The sequence below is a fragment of the Bradyrhizobium sp. BR13661 genome, assembly GCF_029892425.1.
In the GTDB taxonomy this organism is placed as follows: Bacteria; Pseudomonadota; Alphaproteobacteria; order Rhizobiales; family Xanthobacteraceae; genus Bradyrhizobium.
Genome location: NZ_JARXWB010000043.1, coordinates 39793 through 59712 on the forward strand (window position 1 = coordinate 39793; position 19920 = coordinate 59712).

At 60.0% G+C, this 19920-nt stretch carries 22 protein-coding genes; 2 read left to right on the forward strand and 20 right to left on the reverse strand.

The window, feature by feature from the left end; all coding sequences use genetic code 11:
• Positions 1 to 2: 2 nt before the first annotated feature.
• The 5 genes from M2427_RS38610 to M2427_RS38630 all read right to left on the reverse strand — a co-directional run bounded on the left by M2427_RS38610 (position 3) and on the right by M2427_RS38630 (position 4893).
• A complete protein-coding gene (locus M2427_RS38610; protein ID WP_041750420.1) occupies positions 3 to 1397 on the reverse strand; it encodes a CpaF family protein in 1395 nt (464 codons plus the stop codon).
• Position 1398: 1 nt separating this feature from the next.
• Complete coding sequence (locus tag M2427_RS38615; protein WP_148221409.1) at positions 1399 to 2598, reverse strand: cellulose synthase operon protein YhjQ/BcsQ; 1200 nt, start codon at positions 2596 to 2598, stop codon at positions 1399 to 1401.
• A gap of 21 nt (positions 2599 to 2619) precedes the next feature.
• Positions 2620 to 3549, reverse strand: coding sequence for a Flp pilus assembly protein CpaB (cpaB, locus tag M2427_RS38620; protein ID WP_012041769.1), 930 nt, complete (start codon positions 3547 to 3549; stop codon positions 2620 to 2622).
• 181 nt (positions 3550 to 3730) lie between these two features.
• Positions 3731 to 4063 carry an HD domain-containing phosphohydrolase gene (locus M2427_RS38625; protein WP_012041768.1) on the reverse strand — a complete coding sequence of 111 codons (333 nt, stop codon included), beginning with the start codon at positions 4061 to 4063 and terminating at the stop codon, positions 3731 to 3733.
• Positions 4024 to 4893, reverse strand: coding sequence for a GAF domain-containing protein (locus M2427_RS38630; RefSeq protein WP_256374715.1), 870 nt, complete (start codon positions 4891 to 4893; stop codon positions 4024 to 4026). Before M2427_RS38630 ends, M2427_RS38625 begins: the two co-directional genes overlap by 40 nt.
• A 651-nt stretch (positions 4894 to 5544) precedes the next feature.
• On the opposite strand from M2427_RS38630, the gene M2427_RS38635 reads away from it, so the two are divergent.
• Complete coding sequence (locus M2427_RS38635; RefSeq protein WP_041750419.1) at positions 5545 to 6495, forward strand: LysR family transcriptional regulator; 951 nt, start codon at positions 5545 to 5547, stop codon at positions 6493 to 6495.
• On the opposite strand, the gene M2427_RS38640 is transcribed toward M2427_RS38635, so the two are convergent.
• From M2427_RS38640 to M2427_RS38700, 13 genes are all read right to left on the reverse strand, one after another.
• Positions 6471 to 6728 carry a DUF2274 domain-containing protein gene (locus M2427_RS38640; RefSeq protein WP_041750418.1) on the reverse strand — a complete coding sequence of 86 codons (258 nt, stop codon included), beginning with the start codon at positions 6726 to 6728 and terminating at the stop codon, positions 6471 to 6473. The genes M2427_RS38635 and M2427_RS38640 overlap by 25 nt on opposite strands.
• Complete coding sequence (locus tag M2427_RS38645) at positions 6725 to 7903, reverse strand: TrbI/VirB10 family protein (protein WP_012041764.1); 1179 nt, start codon at positions 7901 to 7903, stop codon at positions 6725 to 6727. Before M2427_RS38645 ends, M2427_RS38640 begins: the two co-directional genes overlap by 4 nt.
• Positions 7900 to 8883 (reverse strand): P-type conjugative transfer protein TrbG, encoded by a 984-nt coding sequence (trbG, locus tag M2427_RS38650; RefSeq protein ID WP_012041763.1) that lies wholly within the window; start codon positions 8881 to 8883, stop codon positions 7900 to 7902. The genes M2427_RS38645 and trbG overlap by 4 nt, the downstream gene beginning before the upstream one ends.
• Positions 8880 to 9563: a conjugal transfer protein TrbF gene (gene trbF / locus M2427_RS38655; RefSeq protein WP_012041762.1), complete on the reverse strand. Its 684-nt coding sequence runs from the start codon at positions 9561 to 9563 to the stop codon at positions 8880 to 8882. Before trbF ends, trbG begins: the two co-directional genes overlap by 4 nt.
• The gene (trbL, locus tag M2427_RS38660; protein WP_012041761.1) at positions 9563 to 10768 is read right to left on the reverse strand and encodes a P-type conjugative transfer protein TrbL; all 1206 of its coding nucleotides are present in this window, start codon (positions 10766 to 10768) and stop codon (positions 9563 to 9565) included. The genes trbF and trbL overlap by 1 nt, the downstream gene beginning before the upstream one ends.
• A 3-nt stretch (positions 10769 to 10771) precedes the next feature.
• On the reverse strand, positions 10772 to 11146 hold the full coding sequence (gene trbK-alt / locus M2427_RS38665; protein ID WP_041750417.1) for a putative entry exclusion protein TrbK-alt: 375 nt from the start codon (positions 11144 to 11146) through the stop codon (positions 10772 to 10774).
• Entirely contained in the window at positions 11146 to 11880 is a 735-nt protein-coding gene (trbJ, locus tag M2427_RS38670) for a P-type conjugative transfer protein TrbJ (RefSeq protein WP_012041760.1), read from the reverse strand. The genes trbK-alt and trbJ overlap by 1 nt, the downstream gene beginning before the upstream one ends.
• Complete coding sequence (gene trbE, locus M2427_RS38675; RefSeq protein WP_012041759.1) at positions 11877 to 14318, reverse strand: conjugal transfer protein TrbE; 2442 nt, start codon at positions 14316 to 14318, stop codon at positions 11877 to 11879. Before trbE ends, trbJ begins: the two co-directional genes overlap by 4 nt.
• An 8-nt stretch (positions 14319 to 14326) precedes the next feature.
• Positions 14327 to 14590 carry a VirB3 family type IV secretion system protein gene (locus M2427_RS38680; protein ID WP_012041758.1) on the reverse strand — a complete coding sequence of 88 codons (264 nt, stop codon included), beginning with the start codon at positions 14588 to 14590 and terminating at the stop codon, positions 14327 to 14329.
• Positions 14590 to 14895 carry a TrbC/VirB2 family protein gene (locus M2427_RS38685; RefSeq protein ID WP_085972682.1) on the reverse strand — a complete coding sequence of 102 codons (306 nt, stop codon included), beginning with the start codon at positions 14893 to 14895 and terminating at the stop codon, positions 14590 to 14592. The genes M2427_RS38680 and M2427_RS38685 overlap by 1 nt, the downstream gene beginning before the upstream one ends.
• Before the next feature lie 17 nt (positions 14896 to 14912).
• On the reverse strand, positions 14913 to 15833 hold the full coding sequence (gene trbB / locus M2427_RS38690) for a P-type conjugative transfer ATPase TrbB (protein ID WP_049795323.1): 921 nt from the start codon (positions 15831 to 15833) through the stop codon (positions 14913 to 14915).
• Between the two features lie 316 nt (positions 15834 to 16149).
• Complete coding sequence (locus M2427_RS38695) at positions 16150 to 16329, reverse strand: hypothetical protein (protein WP_041750416.1); 180 nt, start codon at positions 16327 to 16329, stop codon at positions 16150 to 16152.
• A complete protein-coding gene (locus M2427_RS38700) occupies positions 16326 to 16874 on the reverse strand; it encodes a hypothetical protein (RefSeq protein ID WP_148221408.1) in 549 nt (182 codons plus the stop codon). Before M2427_RS38700 ends, M2427_RS38695 begins: the two co-directional genes overlap by 4 nt.
• Positions 16875 to 17086: 212 nt before the next feature.
• Here M2427_RS38700 and M2427_RS38705 point away from each other — a divergent pair, with 212 nt between their 5' ends.
• Positions 17087 to 17344 carry a helix-turn-helix domain-containing protein gene (locus M2427_RS38705; protein ID WP_012041754.1) on the forward strand — a complete coding sequence of 86 codons (258 nt, stop codon included), beginning with the start codon at positions 17087 to 17089 and terminating at the stop codon, positions 17342 to 17344.
• 365 nt (positions 17345 to 17709) lie between these two features.
• On the opposite strand, the gene M2427_RS38710 is transcribed toward M2427_RS38705, so the two are convergent.
• Together M2427_RS38710 and M2427_RS38715 are read right to left on the reverse strand one after the other, a co-directional pair.
• The gene (locus tag M2427_RS38710) at positions 17710 to 18216 is read right to left on the reverse strand and encodes a hypothetical protein (protein WP_244424380.1); all 507 of its coding nucleotides are present in this window, start codon (positions 18214 to 18216) and stop codon (positions 17710 to 17712) included.
• On the reverse strand, positions 18209 to 19756 hold the full coding sequence (locus M2427_RS38715) for an MFS transporter (RefSeq protein WP_244424379.1): 1548 nt from the start codon (positions 19754 to 19756) through the stop codon (positions 18209 to 18211). Before M2427_RS38715 ends, M2427_RS38710 begins: the two co-directional genes overlap by 8 nt.
• Between the last annotated feature and the right edge of the window lie 164 nt (positions 19757 to 19920).

Here is a 19920-nt window from a genome sequence, read left to right on the forward strand (position 1 = left end):
GTCTATTCCTCGGTTGCTTTCTCCAGAACGCCAAGCGACCGCAAGAACGCAGAGGCTAATCCGAAATATTCCAGCCGCGAAAGAAATTGCGGCCGGACCTGCGTCGGTTCGAAACCTCCGCGGAGGGTGCCATCCGGGTTTTCGCCCTGGTATTTGTAGGTGAACAACGAACCGAGGGTGATGACCTCCCCTTCCAATCCGACAACCTCCGCAACTTCGGTCACCCGGCGAACCCCATCGCGCATGCGCTCGGCATGCACCACAAGGTCGAGCGCGCTGACGATCTGGGTGCGAATCGCCCGCATCGGCAAATTGCCGCTTCCCATCAGGATCATGTTCTCGATACGTCCCAACGCATCGCGCGCGGAGTTGGCATGAACCGTCGACATGGAGCCGTTATGCCCTGTGCTCATCGCCTGCATCATGTCAAACGCCTCTGCTCCACGAACCTCCCCCACGATGATCCGGTCCGGCCGCATTCGAAGGGCGTTGCGCATCAGGTCACGCTGGCTGATTTCGCCGCGCCCTTCGACATTGGGCGGACGCATCTCCAGTTGAATGACGTGAGCCTGCTGAAGCTGGAGCTCGGCAGCATCTTCTATCGTGATGATGCGCTCGCCCGGATCGATCATGCGCGAAAGAGAGTTGAGCAGGGTCGTTTTACCGGAGCCGGTACCGCCGGAGATGATAATGTTCAGACGACAACGCGCGGCGATCTCGAGCGCGCTTGCGAGCTCCGGCGAAAGCGTACCTCCGGTGACAAAGCTTGCGAAATCCATCATGGACCTGGAAAACTTGCGGATCGAAATACAAGGACCTCTGAGGCTGAGCGGCGGAATGATCACGTTGACACGACTGCCATCCGCCAATCTTGCGTCCAGCATGGGACTTGATTCATCGATGCGCCTGCCGATCGACGATGCAATGCGTTGCGCCACATGCAGAACGTGCGCATCGCTGCGAAATTGCAGCTTGGTCAACTCCAGCTTGCCCCGCCGCTCCACATAGATCATGCGCGGCCCGTTGACGAGGATATCGGCTACCGACAGATCCCGTAGGAGCGGCTCGATCGGTCCGAGTCCGACCATTTCGTCGACGATGCTGGCGCTGAGAACGCGCTGCTCATCCTGGTTCAGGAGGATTTTTCGTCCAGTCGCGATCTCGGCCACCAATTTATTGACGGAGACCATCAGGTCTTGCTGGCTGATCCGCACCGCAACCAATGGCTCGATACGCAGAAAAATCTGGTCGCGGATGAAGTCCTTCGCCTCGGAGACCGTCGGCCTCGTCGAGGCCTTCATCAGGGCATCGGCGACCGCGGTTGCCTGCCGCAGGTTCGTCGGAGCCAGCTCCGCGGCAGGCGTTTCGCTGGCGGTTTTTCTGCCGAACTGGCCCATGTCAACCAAAGATCCGACTGAATATCGAACGCGTTGGCCCGTCAGTCTCTCCCGTAAAGTCGCGGAGCAACCGCGCCAGACCACGGTTGAGCACAGCGCATTTCCGTGTGGCCTTCACACCAAATTTTGAGGCAATCGCGATGTCCCGATCATACGGGATGATGATATCGGGGGCCTGGCCAACCGCACGAATGAACTCGGCTTGCGGTAGCGCTCCGTCGGCTCCGTTCATGTTGAGAACATGCAGCGTCCGGCGCTCGGCAGAATTGGGCCCGATCCATTCGCGCCAGCGCGATAGTTCTCGCGCCGACGCCAGACTGGCATCGCTGACCAGGACACAGACGCTCGGCTGATGCAGCACCTGAGCCAGCCCCAACGCGACGATCGACGGCAAGTCGACAAAGACGAAACGATACCGGTGCAGCAATTTTCCCAGCAGCGAGAGCACGGCGCCTTCGGCTAGCGTCGTGCTCTCGCTCAGCGGTTCAAGAGACGCCAGCAAATCGAGACGCTCGCGCACATGTATCGTTCCGCGTTCGAGAAAGAGCCTGTCGACGCGCTCAGGCTTTTCGAACGCTTCGCTGAGCGCATGGCCCGGCGTCGAATCAAATTGCAGCGCAGCGTCGCCATTGTGCAGGTCGAGATCGACAAGCATGACCCAGCGTTGCTTTTTCTCAGCCAAATACCAGGCCGCGTTAGCTGCGATCGTGGTGGCTCCGACGCCGCCGCGGACGCCGATCACGAAGACGAGCTTGCCGGTGCGTTGACTCGGCGAATGTTCGCGCCCGTCGTTCAGAATGCGGTTGCAGGTTGCTTTAACCGCGTCGATGATCAAAGGCTTGAAGAAATATTCGCTCACACCGGCGTTTTTTAGGTCGCGGTAGAGAATGATGTCGTTCCTGTCGCCGATCACCACGACGCTGACGCTCGGTTCGCATCGGTCCGCAAGCTCATAAATATGCACGACCGGGTCATCGACGCCGCTCAGGTCCACAAAGAGAAGACGCGGTGACGGTTGCGTGGCGAGGTAGGCAGTTGCGGTTTCGACCGTACCTTTCTTGAACTCGGCATCGTCGATACCAAGATCGCTGAGCGATTGACGGATGACTCCCTCGGAGTCCTGATCGGATACAAAAACCGTCGCAACCGGCGCAGCTTCCTGGGCGTGGGTCAGGCCGGGATCTTGTCCGGGCGTATCCATCACTTTGGGCCTCTCTCGACGTTACCGGGCGCGATGACTTGCCGGGTCAAAAAAGGGCGCGCTGCCGCCAGACGAGTTGGGTGGACGGCGGACCAGGCATTCGAGCGAGCTCCCGGAAAGCGACTCATCCGGATTGCATTTCCGTAGCGCCGGTGGCCCGACCTCCCTGAGAGCAGGCGAGACATCCGATGCCCAGACTGGCCCGGCCTCCGTCTGTTCTTCAGGATGCTCGACGGCTACGCGCTCAAGGGGCAGAACCGCAAGCTGAAACTTGCCCAGCTGCGCGGCAACCATGAGCGCCTCCGCTTGCCGTTCAAGCAGCTCGAGCGTGACTGTCTTCGGAATACGGGCCTCGGTGCTAATCGCAGCCGCTACGTTGGTCGACGGGGTCAGAGACTGATCGATGGCGATCACCCGTACGTCGCGCAGCATGGTCTCGCTGACCGTCTTGCGCCCGGGATCGGTTGCTTGTTCGCCGAAGCTTTGCGTCAATATCACATCCACACGATCGCCGGGCAAAGCCATCCCCGCCGCGCTTTGCGCCGCATCAACGAAAATCGATATGGCGCGGCTCCCCGGCTTGAGCACTGCAGCGAGAAATTGCCGATCGCCGGGCTTGACGAACTCGCTCGCAATCAGCGGCTCGTCCTGGGCAAAATTGCGCCGACTGATCGCGCCCAAGAATTCCGCTTCCGAAACTTGGCCACGCATGAGATATCCGGGGCGAACCTCACCCGGCATCACGTCCTTCCAGGCGATATCCTCTTTTCGCAACAATGTGCCGAGGGCGATTGTACGGGCCGCCACCAGAACTGCCGGTCGGCTTTCGACCGATCTTTCGACTACCGCGACGGGGCGGCTTCTCATCTGGCTGAACCACGCGATGAAGAGTCCAGCTCCGACGAGCACCAAGACACCGCCTAAGGCAAGCAGGACGTTGCGCAAAAACATTGAAAGGACTTTCTGGCGGCCCCAGCATCAATGCAACTTAACGTTAGGTTGCAATATATTCACTACTAGGAAGATGATTTTGATTTGAATCAAGGGGTCCAGCCCCTCGCGAGAACAACGAGGCGGTTCACCCTGGCCGCCGCCAACGCCGATAGCGGCGTGCAATTCAATCGAACTTGATTCAATTGAACTTGAAGCCCTTCTGGCGGAAGAGGGCGACGCAGGCGTCGACAGCCGCGGGGTCGTAAATGTGGTTTTTCCCGGCCTCGATCTCGGCCAGAGCCGCATCGAGACCGAGCCCGGCGCGATAGGGACGATGCGACATCATCGCGTCGACTACATCGGCGACCGCCAGGATCTTGGCCTCGATCAGGATGTCCTCGCCTTTGAGGTGGTTCGGGTAGCCCGAGCCGTCGAGCCGCTCGTGATGCTGCAGGATGGCTTGGGCGACGGACCAGGGAAACTTGATACCCTTTACGATGTCATATCCGGTTTGCGCGTGGGTCTGGACCATCTGGAATTCGAGCAGCGCAAACTGCCCGGCTTGGTCAGTATCTCGGCCGGCACGTTGATCTTGCCGACATCGTGAATCAGGCCTGCAAGGAAGATGCCCTCGACCTGCTCCTCTGTCAGACCGATCGCGCGCGCGATTGCGACCGCAAGATCAACCACGCGGCGCTGATGGCCTGCCGTGTAAACGTCGCGCATCTCAACTGCGGCGGCGATCGCCTGGACGGTCGCTTTCAGGTTTTCCTGCACGGCGGAGAGCGCCGCCTCGTGCCCGACACGGTCGCGCCGCGCTGAAATTCCGAACGCAAGATCTCCGGCCAGCTCCTTCAGCAGGCCGACCTCCTCCGGGCCGAAGGCATCCTGTTCTCCTGCATAGAAAGCGAGGTTGCCGAACACTTCCGATTTAGTCTTGAGAGGCAGCGAGATGCTGGCGTAAAAACCGAACCTGAGTATGTCCTCGCGCCAGGGCGCCATGGCCGGATTGGTCGCGACGTCCTGGTTGATCTGCGCTTCACCGGTCCAAATCGCGGTCCCGGTCGGGCCCCGTCCCTTCTCGGTGTCCGCCCAGGTGATCTTCGCCGTTTGAACAAATTCGGGATGCTCGCCAGCCCATGCCACCGGCCGTACCGACTTGGCCTCGTCGTGTTCGGCAAACCCGATCCAGGCCAGGCGATAACCGCTGCATTCCACGCCGACCCTACACATTTCATCGAGCAATTCCTGCTCGGTTGTTGCGCGCACGGCTGCTGCGTCAGCCGCGCCGAGGGTTCTGAGCGTCCGATTGAGCCGATGAAGGGCGCGTTCCGTCTGCTTGCGCCCGGTGACCTGATCGATGGGAGTACCGCGGCAGCCGAAACGGCTTCACCCCGAGCCGGGCTACAAACTCGAAACTGCGTTTTAGGCGAAGGCGTCGAGTTGCCAGGTTGATTCAATTTTTGCCTATGTGTTCGCGTTGCGCCAACGCAAATCGTTGGTCAATGCGTCCGATATACATTTGACTTGGCGAACAGACAGGTACCCAAACATACTGCTGACGAACGTCTATCGACTGCACAATATGAAGTCATTTCCGGACACGCCCGGCTCCGTTCGATCGTCTGATGAAATAAGCTGAGCTATTCAATGCTCGACGATCCCGCTCCTTCATCACCTATCCAGTAGACCCCTCGGTTACTCCTCCCATGGCCTATCGCACAACAAGCGTAGCGCTGAAACGAACCGTCCCGAGCGACCTGGCGATCCGCGAAGGTCGCATTTTGCGATCTCGCAGCGACGCCTCTGCTAGATGACCGGGCAACTTGAAAGCAGTCCGCGAGCACTGAAATTTACTTACAATTAAGTTTTTGGTATCTAATTACCATTAAGAGCCTTAGAGGCCATGCCGGAGTTTCAGTTCTCCTACTCGCGGTCACAGCGCTCAGCGCCGCAATCGCTAGGACTCGTGGTGCAATTGTTGTGGTTTCGCTACAGCACCGACGTATTTTTATGCCCTATTCCAATAATAGGCCGCACGGCGGCAGCGCAATTTCGGGTCTTGACCTTCGGCAGCTCAGATATGCGGTGATAGCAGCGGATTACGGCAGCATCCGACAAGCCGCCGAAGCATTGCTGATAAAGCAATCCACTATCAGCCGCTCCATTCGTCAACTCGAAGACACGCTTGGGGTAGCGGTGTTTGCACGAACGAGCGGCGGCGTTCAGGCAACCGACGCGGGACGTCAATTTCTCCGCATGGCGCGATCCGTACTTGATCAGATGGATATGATCATAGCGGTGTCCCAAGCAAATGGACGGGGCGAATCGGGGCGACTCACCGTCGGATTCTGCACGTCACTGACGACCGGCAACCTTCGTGCGACGTTGCTCGAATTTCGAACGAGATTTCCGCATGTGCAGCTTGGGACTATCGAGCGATCGAGAGCGCGGCTTGTGACCGCGCTTCGCAACGGAGCCATCGACATTCACATTGTAACAGGTGACGCACCTTCCTTTTACAGCAAGGTAATGCGACTTTGGAGTGAGCGCATCCTGGTCGTTCTGCCGGAGAGCCATGCCCTTGCTGCGCAGGATGTCGTCTACTGGACGGATCTGCAAGACCAGACCATCTTGCTAAGTCAGTATGATCCGGGCCGCGAGCTGGAAGGACTGTTGACCACAAAGCTTACGTCAACAAGCGATCGCCTGCGGATCGAACGGCACGACGTTAGCCGTGGGGTCCTCAAGAGCCTGGTCGCCATGGGGCTAGGCTTAAGTCTTGTGCTCGAGTCAGACATCGGCGCCAATTTCCCCGGGTTGACGTATCGAGAAGTCCGGGACGGAACCGGACCAAGCCGCCTCGAGTTCGCCGCAGCATGGAGGGAGGATAACGAAAGTCCGCCGCTAAGGGATTTCATCAAGTTATTGAATGAACGCTATCCGGCATCTTTCCCCGTCTGAAGTTGCTTTCTTCTGGCTCGGGCAAACGCTCGATCAGTGGCCATGAAGCGCGTCAGCATGGGCACTATCAGTGATGTCGGATCGACCGCTTTTCCACTTTCGAGCTTTAGAATTTCGGCATAGGCGACCAGATCGCGATGAGTGCTGGGCGGCATCCGCACGGTCAGACTAACTGGCATATCATCTTCAATGGCCGCGATCTTGAGCTTAGTCGGTTGTATCATTCGCTTCATGGTTCAATCACCAGGTCACGATTGACGATCACTCGTATCGGGAAGCCAGGCCGAATTGTCAGGGTTGGCTGAATATTGAGGTTCCTTCGAACGACTTGTTGTCCAGTCTGGTTCAAGGAATTCGCCCCGGTCAGGCGGAGCGCGTGAACAATATCGGTGTTGCTGCCGCTATCCGCACCAGAGCCAAGCTCCGCTCCCACGCCAAGGGTGGTTGACAGCAGCGCCGCCTTGAACAGCTCAGCCCAGTGATTGTCGACGTCGTCCTCGAGACCGGAATACCCGCCCGCATCCGTTCCCTGTTGCCGTTCCAGCACGATCGATCGACCATCCGGCATGATCAGACGCGTCCACACCAACAGCACCCGAGACTGGCCAAATGCGACCTGGCTATCATAGATTCCTATGAGTCTTGCGCCTTGCGGGATAAGTTTTGCACGGCCAGAAGGAGTATCATAGACCGCCTCTGTCACTTGTGCGGTGATTTGGCCGGGGAGATCAGAGCGAATCCCGGTCATGAGCGCTGCCGGAATGATGGTCCCCGCTTGAACGACGTATGGAGATGCAGGACGCAGAAGCCTGTCGGGCGCCGTGGTCCGCCGATCGATGGGAGCATTGACGAACAGTTGCTTGCGATCCTGCCCATTCTGCGTGAAGGTTTCGTCCGAGGATGATGCCGTGGCGTTGGTGGCCGTCTCCTGAGATGCAGCATGCGGCGACGTCGGCGGCGCGGTTGTCGATGCAAAGACTTTGCTGGTCCGAGCTGCCTCGGTTTCCTGGTTGGCACGTTGTTGTTCAGCGTCAAGGCCGATTGCTGATGCCGCCGTTGCGCTGGCGGGCGCCGGGTCACCCAGCTTCGGCGGTCCAGATCGGGTGGTCTCGTGTGAAACGCCGCCATAGTCTTGCGGTAACTTCGTCAGACCGTCTGCCACGTTGTGATGGTCTGTGCTGTAGAGTTCGCCCAGTGCGGGATTGTGCGGCGGGTTGCCCAAGGCCCATAGCACCGCGCCGGCGACGAGCAGCAAAGCCAGCGTGCTGCCGCCTGCAAGAATTTTGCGGGAGAGCCGCGTGATCTTGGGACGCTCTGTAGCCAATCGTACGGCCTGCGTATGATCAGTCGACGCCGATCTTGGTCCAGTTGAAGGACTGACGCGCTCGCTTGAACCATTGTCCGTCACGATCGGCCTCCGTCGTTCCTCGCAATCCGCACTATCTGTTGCTTCTCTCCGCCAAGGCGCAGTTCGGCCGCGGCAAACAGACGGTCGGCAATCAGGATATTTTTGTAGACGCGATAGTTGACGAGCTCCGGTTTGCCGTCCTGGCCGACGACGAACAGCGGCGGCATTTCGCCCTGTGCGATCCCGGGCGAGAATTCGATATAGACCTTTCGGCCGTCATCATACGCATTGACTGGCCGCCAGGGCGGGTTGTCGCCCTCAACGACGTAGCGGTAGCGGCGCTGGTCTATCGCCGGGATGAGCGGAGTTGGGGGCAAAGCCTTGGAGCGGTCCCTTCGGTCTTCGGGGTAAAACCAGGCGACCGACGGCATGTATGGCCTTTCGCGGGAGCGCAGCTCGATGAGGTAAGTCCGCCGGTCGGTGTTGACGACGAGATTTGTCTCGATAGCGGTCCGCGTCGGCTTGACCATGATGTGGACGCGCCTGGTATCTCCGTTGCCGCTTTCGGTATCGCCGACGATCCAGCGTACGGTGTCGCCGGCGGCAAGTGGTCCCGAACCGGTCAGCTGCTCGCCCGGCTCGAGCGCGATATCGGTAATCTGGCCGGGCGAGGCATAGATCTGATAGAGCGCGCCGGGGCTGTAAGGAAACACCTGGACGGCGTTGAAGTACCCTGCCCGCCGCGGCTCGACCCGCGCGGCATCATTGGCCGTCGCGATCCGGTCCGCCGGCTCGTTGGCCTCCTCATCGCCCTTCTTACCGCCGCGGGTTGGTGTCCAGGGCGGCGGGACGTGCAGCGGGCGCGCGCGTTCGTCCGCCGCCATTGGGAGATCGGGGGACGATTGTAGGTCGTTATCATAGCTGACCTGCGGGGGCTTGAACGTTGTGCAGCCGGAGAGCGCGGCCGTTACGAGAACGACGAGACCAACGGGGCCGCTATTGCGCTTCAGACCAACCGACAACGGTGCAGGCTTTCTCACTGGCCAAGCTCCTTCGACCAGTTGATGGAATTGACATAAACGCCAAGCGGATTCTTGCGCAGGCGATCGGTGTCGCGCGGGGTTTCGATGATCACGGAAAGGATCGCGGTCCAGCGCTCGGTCGCAGCGAGCTGGCCGCTGTCGTAACGGCGCTCGGTCCATGCCACTCGAAAGCTTTGCGGTGAGGCGCGGATGACGCTGGAAATCTCGACCGCGACCTGGGTGTTGCCGAGCTTGACAAAGGGATCGTTCGTTCGGGCGTAATCGTTCAACGCGGCGGCGCCACGATCGGTCGTGAAATCGTAGGCTCTGAGCCAGTCCTGCCGCAGCACGATGGCGTCGGTCGGCAAGCCCCGTACATCCTCGATAAACCGCGCGAGATGAAACGCAATTTGCGGATCAGTCGGCTGATAGGAGGAACTTGCCGGCGCAACCGCCTGGGCCTGGCCGAGATGATCAACCTGCACGACCCACGGAGTGATCGTGCCTTGGGTGGATTCCCAGACGAGAGCCGCGGCGAGCCCGCCGGACAGCAACAGGCATCCAAATGCCATCAACCGCCAGTTCCTGGCTTGGACCCGGGCCGAACCAATCCGCTCATCCCAGACTTGTGCTGCCTTCTGATAGGGCGTTACGGGCTGCGGCGTGCTGCCGTAGTGCACGGATGGCCGCTTGAACATCAGTGTCCTCCCTCGGACAGATCAACGGAAGCCCCGCTACCTGCGCTATCACCACTGCGGACAGCATGAGTGGCAGCGGATGCCCCTTGATTGACCGTCTGCGCACGTTTCATCCGGCGCGCCCAGGCCGGTGCTGCATCACTCGTTGACGAGCTGCTTGCGAAGCTCGCAGCCATACGGCGCAGCGGGCTGACAATCGCCGAGCCGCCTGCGCTCGCGACACCCGACAGTCCTCCGGCTCGGTAGGCACTGGTTGCCCCGCTCGCAACCGAGGCGACCCCACGGGCTCCGCCCAGCAGCGCGCCGCCGGCCATTCCGACACCACCGGTGGCAAGACCCGCGCCCGCAACGACGGCACCGCCTGCGGCCAAGCCGGTGCCGACTGCGGCGCCGGCACCGAGCTGTGGTCCGCCCGACACGATGCCGTTGGCAATTCCCGGTCCAAAGATGCCAAGGCCCAGAAGGGCAAGGGCTCCGAGCACGAGCGCCATGGCGTTATCGATGGTCGGCTGATTGCCACCAAAACCGGCCGTGAACTGGGTAAACAGCGTCGACCCGATACCGACGATGACGGCCAGCACCAGAACCTTGACGCCCGACGAAATCACGTTGCCCAGCACGCGCTCGGCGGCAAAGTCGGTCTTGCCGAACAGACCGAATGGGATCAGCACGAAGCCCGCGAGCGTCGTCAGCTTGAACTCGATGAGGGTGATGAAGAGCTGGATGGCCAGAATAAAGAACGCCAGCAGCACCACGATCCAGGCAAACAACAGCACCGAGATCTGGACGAAGTTCTCGAAGAAGCTGACATAGCCCATCAGCCCTGAGATCGAATCGAGAATCGGTCGTCCGGCATCGAGCCCAACCTGAGCAATCTTTCCTGGCCGCAAGAAGTCGGCCGTGGAAAGGCCAGTGCCGGAAGCTTTCAGCCCCAAGCCGGCAAAGCTCTCGAAGACGATGCGTGCGAGGCTGCTCCAATTGCCGATCAGGAACGCGAAGACGCCGACAAACAAGGTCTTCTTGACGACCCGGGCCAGAATGTCCTCATCCGCCCCCCATGCCCAGAATAGGCCGGCAAGCGTGACGTCGATTGCCGCGAGCGTCGTGGCAAGATATCCGACTTCGCCCCCGAGCAGGCCAAACCCGGAATCGATGTACCGGGTGAACGTCTCCAGAAACTGATCAATGATTCCCGTGCCACCCATCGTTCACTCCTTGTCGGTCGGCTGGATCGGAGGGGAATCAGATGGCAGACGGCTCTCGTCCTTCGGGGCAACGAACAACGAGGAGCCCGCTTGGGCCGCCCTGGTATCGGACGTTGCTGGAGCTTTCTGCCCGTGAAACTGGCGATGGTTCTCATTCGAGGCTTTCAGACACTCGGGCAGAGCGTCATTCTCCTCGTTGGTTACAGAGCGGCATTCCGTGAGCTTCGGCAGCAATGGAACGAATGTCAGGTCGGCGGACACGGGTTTGTTCGTCTGCTCCCCGCCGCCGTGTAGCCGAATCGCGCAGGCAGCGACGACAAGGAGAACCAGCACGACGGCTGAGAAGGTTGGAGTTCGTTGGACCATTTTCGTTTTCATCAGTGAAACATCTGCACGGTTGTGGGTTGATAGCCGGCGCCATGGGTCAGGAAACGCCGCAGTTGCTCCCTGCCCTGGTCCTGGGCGGCCGCATGCTGCGCGGACTCCAGGTTTTGTGCGCGCGAATGAGCCGCGATGACCGCCGTGAGATCGGCAAGCTGCTGGGCCTGCAGCGCCAAAAGCTGATTGCCGGCCTGGGCCGCTTGCAGCGCGCCGGTCGCCCCCTGGCTCGAGGTGACAAGAGCGGACATCTCGGTGCGGTTGGTGTCGAGGTTGCCGACGACCGTGGCTTGTGTCCGCAAAGCATCCTGCAAGCCCGCCATTGCATTCTGCCAACGGCTTTGCGCGTTCGCTATCAACGCCTGGTCCGAAACGCTCGATGATGCGGACGCATAGGTCGTAGAGAAAGCACGATCGATCTGCTGGATGTCATAGGCGATGCGCTGAGCTTGGGCGAGAAGCTGCTGGGTTCGCAGGATCGATTGCTCCAGCTGCAACAACGACGAAAACGGCAGCGTGGCCAAATTCTTCGCCTGGTTGATCAGCATCTGCGCCTGATTTTGCAGCGACACGATCTGGTTGTTGACCTGTTGCAGGGTACGAGCTGCAGTCAGCACGTTCTGCGCATAATTGTTGGGGTCGAACACAACCAACTGCGCCGAACAAGGCCTGCAGCCAACGATTAGGGTGACCGCAATGACGCCGACGGCGGCAAGACGACACAGGCGCTTCATTTGGACGCCTCCAATTGAGCAAGATGAGGGATGAGGTCGGTCGCCCAGGCAATATCGCGTGCCTTCAACCATCCGGACGCAAAACCATCGCGGCCGTGTTCGGCAAGGACTTGTTCGATCAGCGCCTGATCGGCCTTTGAAGAAGCCGCGGTGAAGGCAAGCGCAACCTCGCCTAGACCAAGTTCGAACAGACGATTGCCGCGACGCGACTGGCAGTAGTAGTCGCGCTTGGGTATGGCGCGAGCCAGGATCTCGATCTGCCGGTCGTTCAGCCCAAAGCGCCGATAGATCGCCATGATCTGTGGCTCGATGGCGCGGTCGTTCGGGAGCAAGATCCGTGTCGGACAGCTCTCGATAATAGCCGGCGCGATCGCTGAGCCGTCGATATCCGCTAACGATTGGGTGGCGAAGATGACCGAGGCATTCTTCTTGCGCAGCGTCTTCAGCCACTCGCGCAGCCGTCCGGCAAAGTCCGCGTCGTCGAGGGCGAGCCACCCTTCGTCGATGATGAGCAGGGTCGGCCGACCATCAAAGCGGCTCTCGATCCGGTGAAACAGATAAGCCAGAACTGCGGGCGCAACAGCGGTACCAATCAAGCCATCCGTCTCGAAGACCTGGACGGATGACGCTCCCAACCGTTCATTTTCGGCATCGAGCAGACGATCATAAGGGCCGCCGATGCAATAGGGCTGCAGGGACCGCTTCAGAACGTTCGATTGCAGCAGAACGGAGAAACCAGTAAGCGTGCGTTCTTCGACCGGCGCGGAGGCTAACGAGCTCAAAGCCGACCAGATATGCTCCTTGGCTTCGGGGGTGACCTCAATGCGTTCACGGCTTAGGATTGAACCGATCCAGTCCGTCGCCCAGGCGCGCTCGCCGATATCATCGATACCGGCAAGAGGCTGAAGAAAGACGGACTCAGAAGTCTCCCCAGTGACAGCTCCACCGAGGTCATGCCAGTCGCCGCCCATGGCGATCGCGGCAGCACGGATGGATCCCCCAAAATCGAACGCAAAAATCTGCGATTCCGGATACCTCCGAAACTGCAGCGCCATCAGCGCCAGCAGCACCGACTTACCCGCTCCTGTCGGCCCGACCACCAGCGTATGCCCGACGTCACCAACGTGGAGTGAAAATCGAAACGGGGTCGATCCTTCCGTTTTGGCCAAGAATAAAGGCGGAGCCTTAAAATGATGGTCCCTGGGCTCGCCGGCCCACACCGCGGACAGCGGGATCATGTGCGCCAAGTTCAAAGTCGAGATCGGGGGCTGACGGACGTTGGCGTAGACATGGCCCGGGACGCTGCCAAGCCAGGCCTCGACAGCATTGACCGTCTCGATCATGCAGGTGAAATCGCGTCCCTGGATCACCTTTTCGACCAGGCGGAGCTTCTCGTCGGCGCTCGCGGGCTCGCCATCCCAGACTGAGATCGTCGCCGTAACGAAAGCTTCTCCAATCTGGTCGGAGCCCAATTCCTGCAGCGCCGCGTCTGCATCCATTGCCTTGTTGTGGGCATCGGTATCGAGAAGAGCAGAAGCCTCGTTGGTCATGATCTCCTTGAGGATCGCGGCCACCGACTTCCGTTTGGCGAACCATTGCCGCCTGATCCTGGTCAGGAGCTTTGTTGCATCGGCCTTGTCGAGCATGATCGCGCGGGTCGACCAGCGATAGGTGAACGGAAGCCGGTTCAGGTCGTCGAGAATTCCGGGCGTGGTCGCCGTCGGAAACCCGACCACCGTCAGGATGCGCAGATGCGCCGACCCGAGCATCGGCTCAAGACCACCGGTTAGCGGCTGATCGGCGAGCAGCGCGTCGAGATACATGGGGATCTCGGGCACCCTGACCCGATGTCGCTTGGTCGAGATCGTCGAATGCAGGTAGGTGAGCGTCTCCTCGTCATCAAGCCAGGCGCACTCCGGCATGAAGCCTTCCACCAGCTGCAGAACACGATTAGTCCGATCCACGAACCCACGGAGGATTTCGCGCCCATCGGCATCGACGGTGCGGTTGCTCCCTTCGTAGAGCAGCCGTTCCGTTTTCGCCGTTCCTTCTGGCGGCGGCAGATAGAGAAACGTGAGGAAATAGCTCGACTCGTAGTGGGCGCCGGCCTCCTCGAATTGTGCTCGCCGCTCTGCATCGACGAGGGCGGAAGCCGCATCGGGAAATGTATTCGGGGGATAGCTGCCAGTGGAATGGCGTTGCGCCTCGACAAAGATCGCCCAGCCTGATTCCAGGCGCCGCAGCGCATTGTTGAGACGGCCGGCGACAGCAACGAGCTCGGCCGGCACCGCACTATCGAGGTCCGGTCCCCGAAATCTCGCCGTGCGCTGAAACGACCCATCCTTGTTCAGGACGATTCCTTCATCGACAAGAGCGGCCCACGGCAGGAAGTCAGCGAGCCGGGTATTGGATCGGCGGTATTCGGCGAGATTCATCATAGAAGACCTCATGTGTTGAGATAACCGGGGATCCGGAGATGCCGGCGGACGACCTCGACAAAGGCAGGGTCGCGCTTGGTCACCCAGACAGCGACCATGTGACCAACGAACCAAAGCAGGAGGCCCGCGACCCAGAGGCGCAGACCAATACCGAGGGCAGCAGCGAGCGTGCCGTTAACGATGGCGATCGAGCGTGGCGCCCCGCCCATCAGGATCGGCTCGGTCAGCGCGCGATGGACCGGTGCTTCAAATCCTGGGATCTGTCCGTCCATCAGATCACAACTCCCCCGCCGAATGAAAAAAACGACAGGAAGAAACTCGAGGCCGCAAACGCGATCGACAGGCCGAACACAATCTGGATCAACTTGCGGAAGCCCCCGGACGTATCGCCTAGCGCGAGCGAGAGTCCGGTGACGATGATGATGATGACGCCGACGATCTTGGCGACGGGGCCCTCAACCGATTGCAGGATCTGGTTGAGCGGTTGCTCCCACGGCATGTTGGAGCCGGCAGCCGATGCTGAAGTGATGGTAAGGTAGGTGATTGCGAACGCGGCCGCCCCTACAATCCCTCGCATGCCCGATTGATTGAACTTCATGATGGGTCCCCTATGGCTGAAAGAACGTAGTCGCCCGAAGCTCCGAGACCTTCGACACTGGCGAGCTCGGTGAGCCGGCGTTCGTTGCCGCGGCCGGAAAGCACAGCGATGACGTTGATGGTTTCCGCAATCAGGTCGCGCGGCACGGTGACAACCGCTTCTTGAATGAGTTGCTCGAGCCGGCGCAAAGTACCAATCGCGCTGCCGGCGTGGATGGTGCCGATGCCCCCGGGATGACCTGTGCCCCAGGCCTTGAGCAAATCGAGAGCCTCCGGACCGCGCACTTCGCCGATCGGAATCCGATCGGGGCGCAGACGCAGCGACGATCGGACAAGCTCCGATAACGAGATCACGCCATCCTTGGTGCGGAGCGCCACCAAATTCGGTGCCTTGCACTGCAGCTCTCGCGTGTCTTCAATGAGGATGACCCGATCCGAAGTCTTGGCAACCTCCGCCAATAGCGCGTTGGTCAGCGTCGTCTTGCCGCTGGAGGTACCACCAGCCACGAGAATATTCTTGCGTGCCCCAACCGCGCGACGCAAAGCGTCGGCTTGGCACGAGATCATGATTCCTTGGGCGACATAGTCGTCGAGCGTGAACACGGCGACCGCTGGCTTGCGAATAGCGAAGGACGGGGCCGCGACCACCGGCGGCAATAGTCCCTCGAAGCGCTCCCCTGTCTCCGGTAATTCAGCCGAGACGCGCGGGCTGCCTGCGTGAACCTCGGCACCCACGTGATGAGCGACCAATCGGACAATGCGCTCCCCGTCCTGGGCCGACACGAATCGTCCGGTGTCTGCCAAACCGACAGACAGGCGGTCGATCCACAATCGCCCGTCGGGGTTAAGCATCACCTCGACGACGGTCGAATCTTCAAGAAAGCGGGCGATAGCTGAGCCGAACGCGGTGCGCAGCATGCGCGCTCCACGCGAAACCGCTTTCGATTGAATGGGATGATTCACCAGTGCCGTCCCCACCAACTAGGCCGTCCCGAGCGGCCTCAGATGGGATGATCAGAGAAGGCAAGCAGCGAGCCGCTGCAACGAGGCAATTATCGCGTGAGTACCCTGGCGTATAAAAAGAAATGACAAGGAGTGTTCGGCATCGTCAATCGGCAACGCAAAGAACGCCAGGGCCAGTGAGAATCCCTATCGCTGCTCAGGTTGCCGCCCACAAATCCGTCCTGTCCGGAGAGGAAAGCGCGTGCGGCTTTGTCAGGTTCTGAGCAGACTACTAGGTTCCGTCGCTTGGGTTCGGCTCCAGTCGATGCTGTTTGATGTCTACCGCAAGCTCGGCCGTACGTTCGATCATGTTGTGGACCATTGTCTCGCAATCGAGCTGGGTCAGCGTGAGAATGCCGTGCTCTCGCAATTCATCTTCGAGAATCGCGGCCATGATCGATACGATGCTCATTCGCCTTCTTCCATTCCCGGCGCGCCTTGCAAGGAGCTTCGACGTGTGGCGCAATCATCGTTGTCGCCCGCATGGCGAAATGGCAGTGGCGTGCCCCCTACGTCGCAGACTGCTTCGATTAGCAGACGGACCGCTTGCGCATCCCAATCAATCTGGTCAAGAGGGTCTTCCCAGTACTGGGACATCACGTGGGCTGCATGACGTGCTTTTAGACCCAACCCAGCGATTGTGCGCGCTTGCGTCTCCATGATCGCCCGTTCGATTGGGTAGAGACGGGCGAGAACAGGTTCGATCCGACGTGCTACGGCTTCCTCACAGGCGTGCTCCTCGAGGCTCGTCTGGCCGGTCGATTGCTCCGGTCGCTGCGGAGCAGCACCTTGACGTGTTTTCTGATTGTGGCGCAACCGATCCAACGCAAGCAACTCTGCGAAGATCGCGTTGAATTGCCTTTCAAGCGCGAGCAGCCGGGAGTCGTCCTCTAGCGAGGAGGCCGCGGAGCCGACCGGCAGCTGATCAAGGCTGATCTCAGCGGAGTCATTGCTCATGACACGCTCTACATTGCACACTCGGCCACGAAACATCTTATTGATCTTCATGGTCAAATTGGCGCCATGCGCCGTCGACGCCCCCACCGATATCTGTGGGGCGCGCACGCGGCATTGTTTGCCCGCAAGGGCATCGATGTTACGCTACCAGAGTAATCCTTTGCCCCTGATGTGTCAACACCTCGGGCGCAAAAACTTACACTTGGGGCGTAATGTTGACCAGCGAACAAATCAGAGCGGCGCGTGCCATGCTTCGGATCGAACAGCGCGACCTCGCGGAGAAATCCGGCGTCTCGCTGGAAACCATCAAACGGATCGAACGCACTCCCGGACCGATATCGGCCTATACCGGGACCGTCGACAAGCTGCGTCGAGCTTTGGAGTCCGCGGGGATCGAGTTCAGCAATGGTGATCGGCCTGGCGTCCGTTTGACGTCAACAGCAGCAAAGCAAATCGATCGCACTGAATGACCTGGCGCCAATGCGCTCAGTTGCCGCAACGGTGTATTAAATCGACCGCGCGCCGACGGCTTGGCGTGAGCCAAGTGCCTGTGACCATCATGTAGGCCGAGCGAAAGCAGTCGGGCTGCGGCAGCTATCAAATTCGATGGCTGCAAACCCGGTGAGCGCAGCCAATCGCTCAAGTGCGTTCCGGTCTCGCACTGGCGGGCCTTGGTCAACGGGCTCTCACGCTCCATTCCATGCGAAAGAGCCTTGGCTTCTTCGCGCAGCCGCAAAATATGAGACCTATATTTTGTCCGCACCGGGGACAATCCCGGGTGCTCGTCCGTTTTCGGGTTCTGATCGGAAATCGCATTCAAGCAGCCGACATTCTCTTACCAATCGCCTCCTGCGCACGCCTCAAGGATCGGCTCTTCAACAGAAGAGCCACGAGATCCCGCGAGGCTTCCAAGAGGATCTCCAAAGGCATTCCGGCCTAACGTTCGAATCCACGGCATCGCAAACCACACCAGTGCGGCCGCCTGAAATACAAGGCAAAGACCAAACGCGGTCTGATAGGCCACGACTGGATAGTGTCCCCCCTGAGATGGCCATTGCGCCACCAAGAACCCGATGCCGTATTGGATCGTAAACGCCCAGCAGAAGTGCAAGAGGTTCAAGGCGCCATTGCTGCGCGCGGCAAATTCCCTTGGGAAATAATCGGCTACGACCGCAAAGCTTAGGACGGTTGCGGCTCCGGCTATCGACACGATCGACCAAGGTAGAAGCGACGGCAGTGGGATGCGGAGGAGCAGAGCGAGTTGGGCCACGATGAACAGCGCTCCCACGCTAGCCAAAAGGACCTCTGTCCTCGTATTGAGTTTGCGCAGGCGATCAGCCAAGCCGCAGAGCTCCAAAACTTAGGCCAACGGCCATGAAGAGCATATGAGAGACCCGGCTCTGCCCGTCGAGCCCTTCCACGTCCGTGAGCCAGGCCGAAGCCCACAATGACTGCAGCGCCCAGGCCGATCCAATGCAGGTCGCAGAAAGCGGTGCTATTCGCAGGAATCGCGGATCTGAATAGACCGACCACAAGGTAAGCGGCTTTCGGGCGGTGGTGGCGGTCTGTGAATCGCCGACGCGCTCCGGAACGACCATGTAAATGAGCCCACTCACCGCAAAGGTCCCGATCGTCAGAATCTCAAAGAGGCTGCGCCAACCAACGTAATTCAGCAACCAATCGGTTGGCGCGGTTGCTGTCACTGCGCCAAGCGAGCCCAACATGATCATCCAGCCGTTGGCAAGCGCGACACGTTCTCTCGGAAACCAGGTGACAATGGACTTGAGTCCGGCCATCAACGAGCCGGCGACGCCAAGCCCAATCATGCCGCGCGCAAAGAGGAGTTCTGGGAGGCTCGAGGCATTACCGAACAGCGTGGCACCGCCAGCGGCAATGACCAGTAGCACGCCTTGGACCCGACGCGGCCCAAAACGATCCAAAAAGATTCCTACGGGAATCTGGGCCACCCCGAACACCAGGAAATAGACTGACGCGAGCAGCCCAGTCTCGGCGGCGTCGAGGCCGAACTCAGATGCTAATGCCGGTGAGATCGCGGCATTAATCGTCCGAAACAAGTAAGCGAGGTAATAGCCCGCCGCAAAGGGAATAAACACTGAGAGGACTATGCGCCATGTAGGAAGTGATTCTTTTCTCGATACATCAGACGTGCCTCTTGGGTTCGGATTGGAATTTGGCGGCATCGGACGTGAGTTTTGCCGCGAGTCTCTCCGCGCGTCCGGCGAGCTCTCGCCATGATCGCGGTCACCGCGCGAACGGCTTACTCCTTCTCCAGGGTTGAGACCCTGGGCAACATCGGAGCGTTCAGGGCCAGCTTTTTGACCGTGTTGCTGCGGCTCCGCGGTCTGGGTAGCCCCCTCGCCTGTCTCGTGCTCCACTCCGCCCTGGCTTTGGGAATGCAGAGATTCGATCGTCTCCTGCATGAGAGGCCGGCGCTGTTGGACGCGGCGGTCGACCTGCTGCGCCAAAACTCTGAACCGCTCGTCACCCAGGCGGATCGCCTCTTGTTGCCGCTCTTGCGATACAGGTGGGGTCACTGCCAACTGGTATCGCGCGTGTAGCGCGACGGTCTCAGCGATCATCCGCATATCGCGCTCGAGGTGGTCGAACCGGGTGTGCATATCGTCTAATCGTTCGCGCAACAGGGATTCGAGCGATGGCGCGGGACTCATGAAATGCTCGAGAGCAGCTTCAACCAGCATGCTCTTGCCGACGCCCGGTCGGTCGCTCGCGACGTCAAGCCGACCACAGACACTTTCGCTGAGCCGAACCGTTACCTTGCGACGCGCGGAGGTTTTGCGCTTGCGCCCAGCTTGAACGTCAACGCGATCAACCTGCGTACCCAATTCGGCGAGTTGTTGCATCCGATGTTCCCTAACGTCCCCATGATCGAGACCGCGGCTTCGCGAGACGATTGAGGAGGTGCCAATCTGTGCGCATTCCAGAGATGGTGATCAGGCGTTCCAGGCGATGGTGATCACGGATTCCAGATGATGGCGATCACTGGAGACGAACACGGCTGACGAGT

What these genes read in the sequence shown, in the direction of transcription:
- M2427_RS38610 (WP_041750420.1), bottom strand. Translation starts at nt 1,397, where the DNA reads ATGGGCCAGTTCGGCAGAAAAACCGCCAGCGAAACGCCTGCCGCGGAG.
- M2427_RS38615 (WP_148221409.1), bottom strand. Translation starts at nt 2,598, where the DNA reads ATGGATACGCCCGGACAAGATCCCGGCCTGACCCACGCCCAGGAAGCT.
- cpaB (WP_012041769.1), bottom strand. Translation starts at nt 3,549, where the DNA reads ATGTTTTTGCGCAACGTCCTGCTTGCCTTAGGCGGTGTCTTGGTGCTC.
- M2427_RS38625 (WP_012041768.1), bottom strand. Translation starts at nt 4,063, where the DNA reads ATGGTCCAGACCCACGCGCAAACCGGATATGACATCGTAAAGGGTATC.
- M2427_RS38635 (WP_041750419.1), top strand. Translation starts at nt 5,545, where the DNA reads ATGCCCTATTCCAATAATAGGCCGCACGGCGGCAGCGCAATTTCGGGT.
- M2427_RS38640 (WP_041750418.1), bottom strand. Translation starts at nt 6,728, where the DNA reads ATGAAGCGAATGATACAACCGACTAAGCTCAAGATCGCGGCCATTGAA.
- trbF (WP_012041762.1), bottom strand. Translation starts at nt 9,563, where the DNA reads ATGTTCAAGCGGCCATCCGTGCACTACGGCAGCACGCCGCAGCCCGTA.
- trbL (WP_012041761.1), bottom strand. Translation starts at nt 10,768, where the DNA reads ATGGGTGGCACGGGAATCATTGATCAGTTTCTGGAGACGTTCACCCGG.
- trbK-alt (WP_041750417.1), bottom strand. Translation starts at nt 11,146, where the DNA reads ATGAAAACGAAAATGGTCCAACGAACTCCAACCTTCTCAGCCGTCGTG.
- trbJ (WP_012041760.1), bottom strand. Translation starts at nt 11,880, where the DNA reads ATGAAGCGCCTGTGTCGTCTTGCCGCCGTCGGCGTCATTGCGGTCACC.
- trbE (WP_012041759.1), bottom strand. Translation starts at nt 14,318, where the DNA reads ATGATGAATCTCGCCGAATACCGCCGATCCAATACCCGGCTCGCTGAC.
- M2427_RS38680 (WP_012041758.1), bottom strand. Translation starts at nt 14,590, where the DNA reads ATGGACGGACAGATCCCAGGATTTGAAGCACCGGTCCATCGCGCGCTG.
- M2427_RS38685 (WP_085972682.1), bottom strand. Translation starts at nt 14,895, where the DNA reads ATGCGAGGGATTGTAGGGGCGGCCGCGTTCGCAATCACCTACCTTACC.
- trbB (WP_049795323.1), bottom strand. Translation starts at nt 15,833, where the DNA reads ATGCTGCGCACCGCGTTCGGCTCAGCTATCGCCCGCTTTCTTGAAGAT.
- M2427_RS38695 (WP_041750416.1), bottom strand. Translation starts at nt 16,329, where the DNA reads ATGAGCATCGTATCGATCATGGCCGCGATTCTCGAAGATGAATTGCGA.
- M2427_RS38700 (WP_148221408.1), bottom strand. Translation starts at nt 16,874, where the DNA reads ATGAGCAATGACTCCGCTGAGATCAGCCTTGATCAGCTGCCGGTCGGC.
- M2427_RS38705 (WP_012041754.1), top strand. Translation starts at nt 17,087, where the DNA reads ATGTTGACCAGCGAACAAATCAGAGCGGCGCGTGCCATGCTTCGGATC.
- M2427_RS38715 (WP_244424379.1), bottom strand. Translation starts at nt 19,756, where the DNA reads ATGCAACAACTCGCCGAATTGGGTACGCAGGTTGATCGCGTTGACGTT.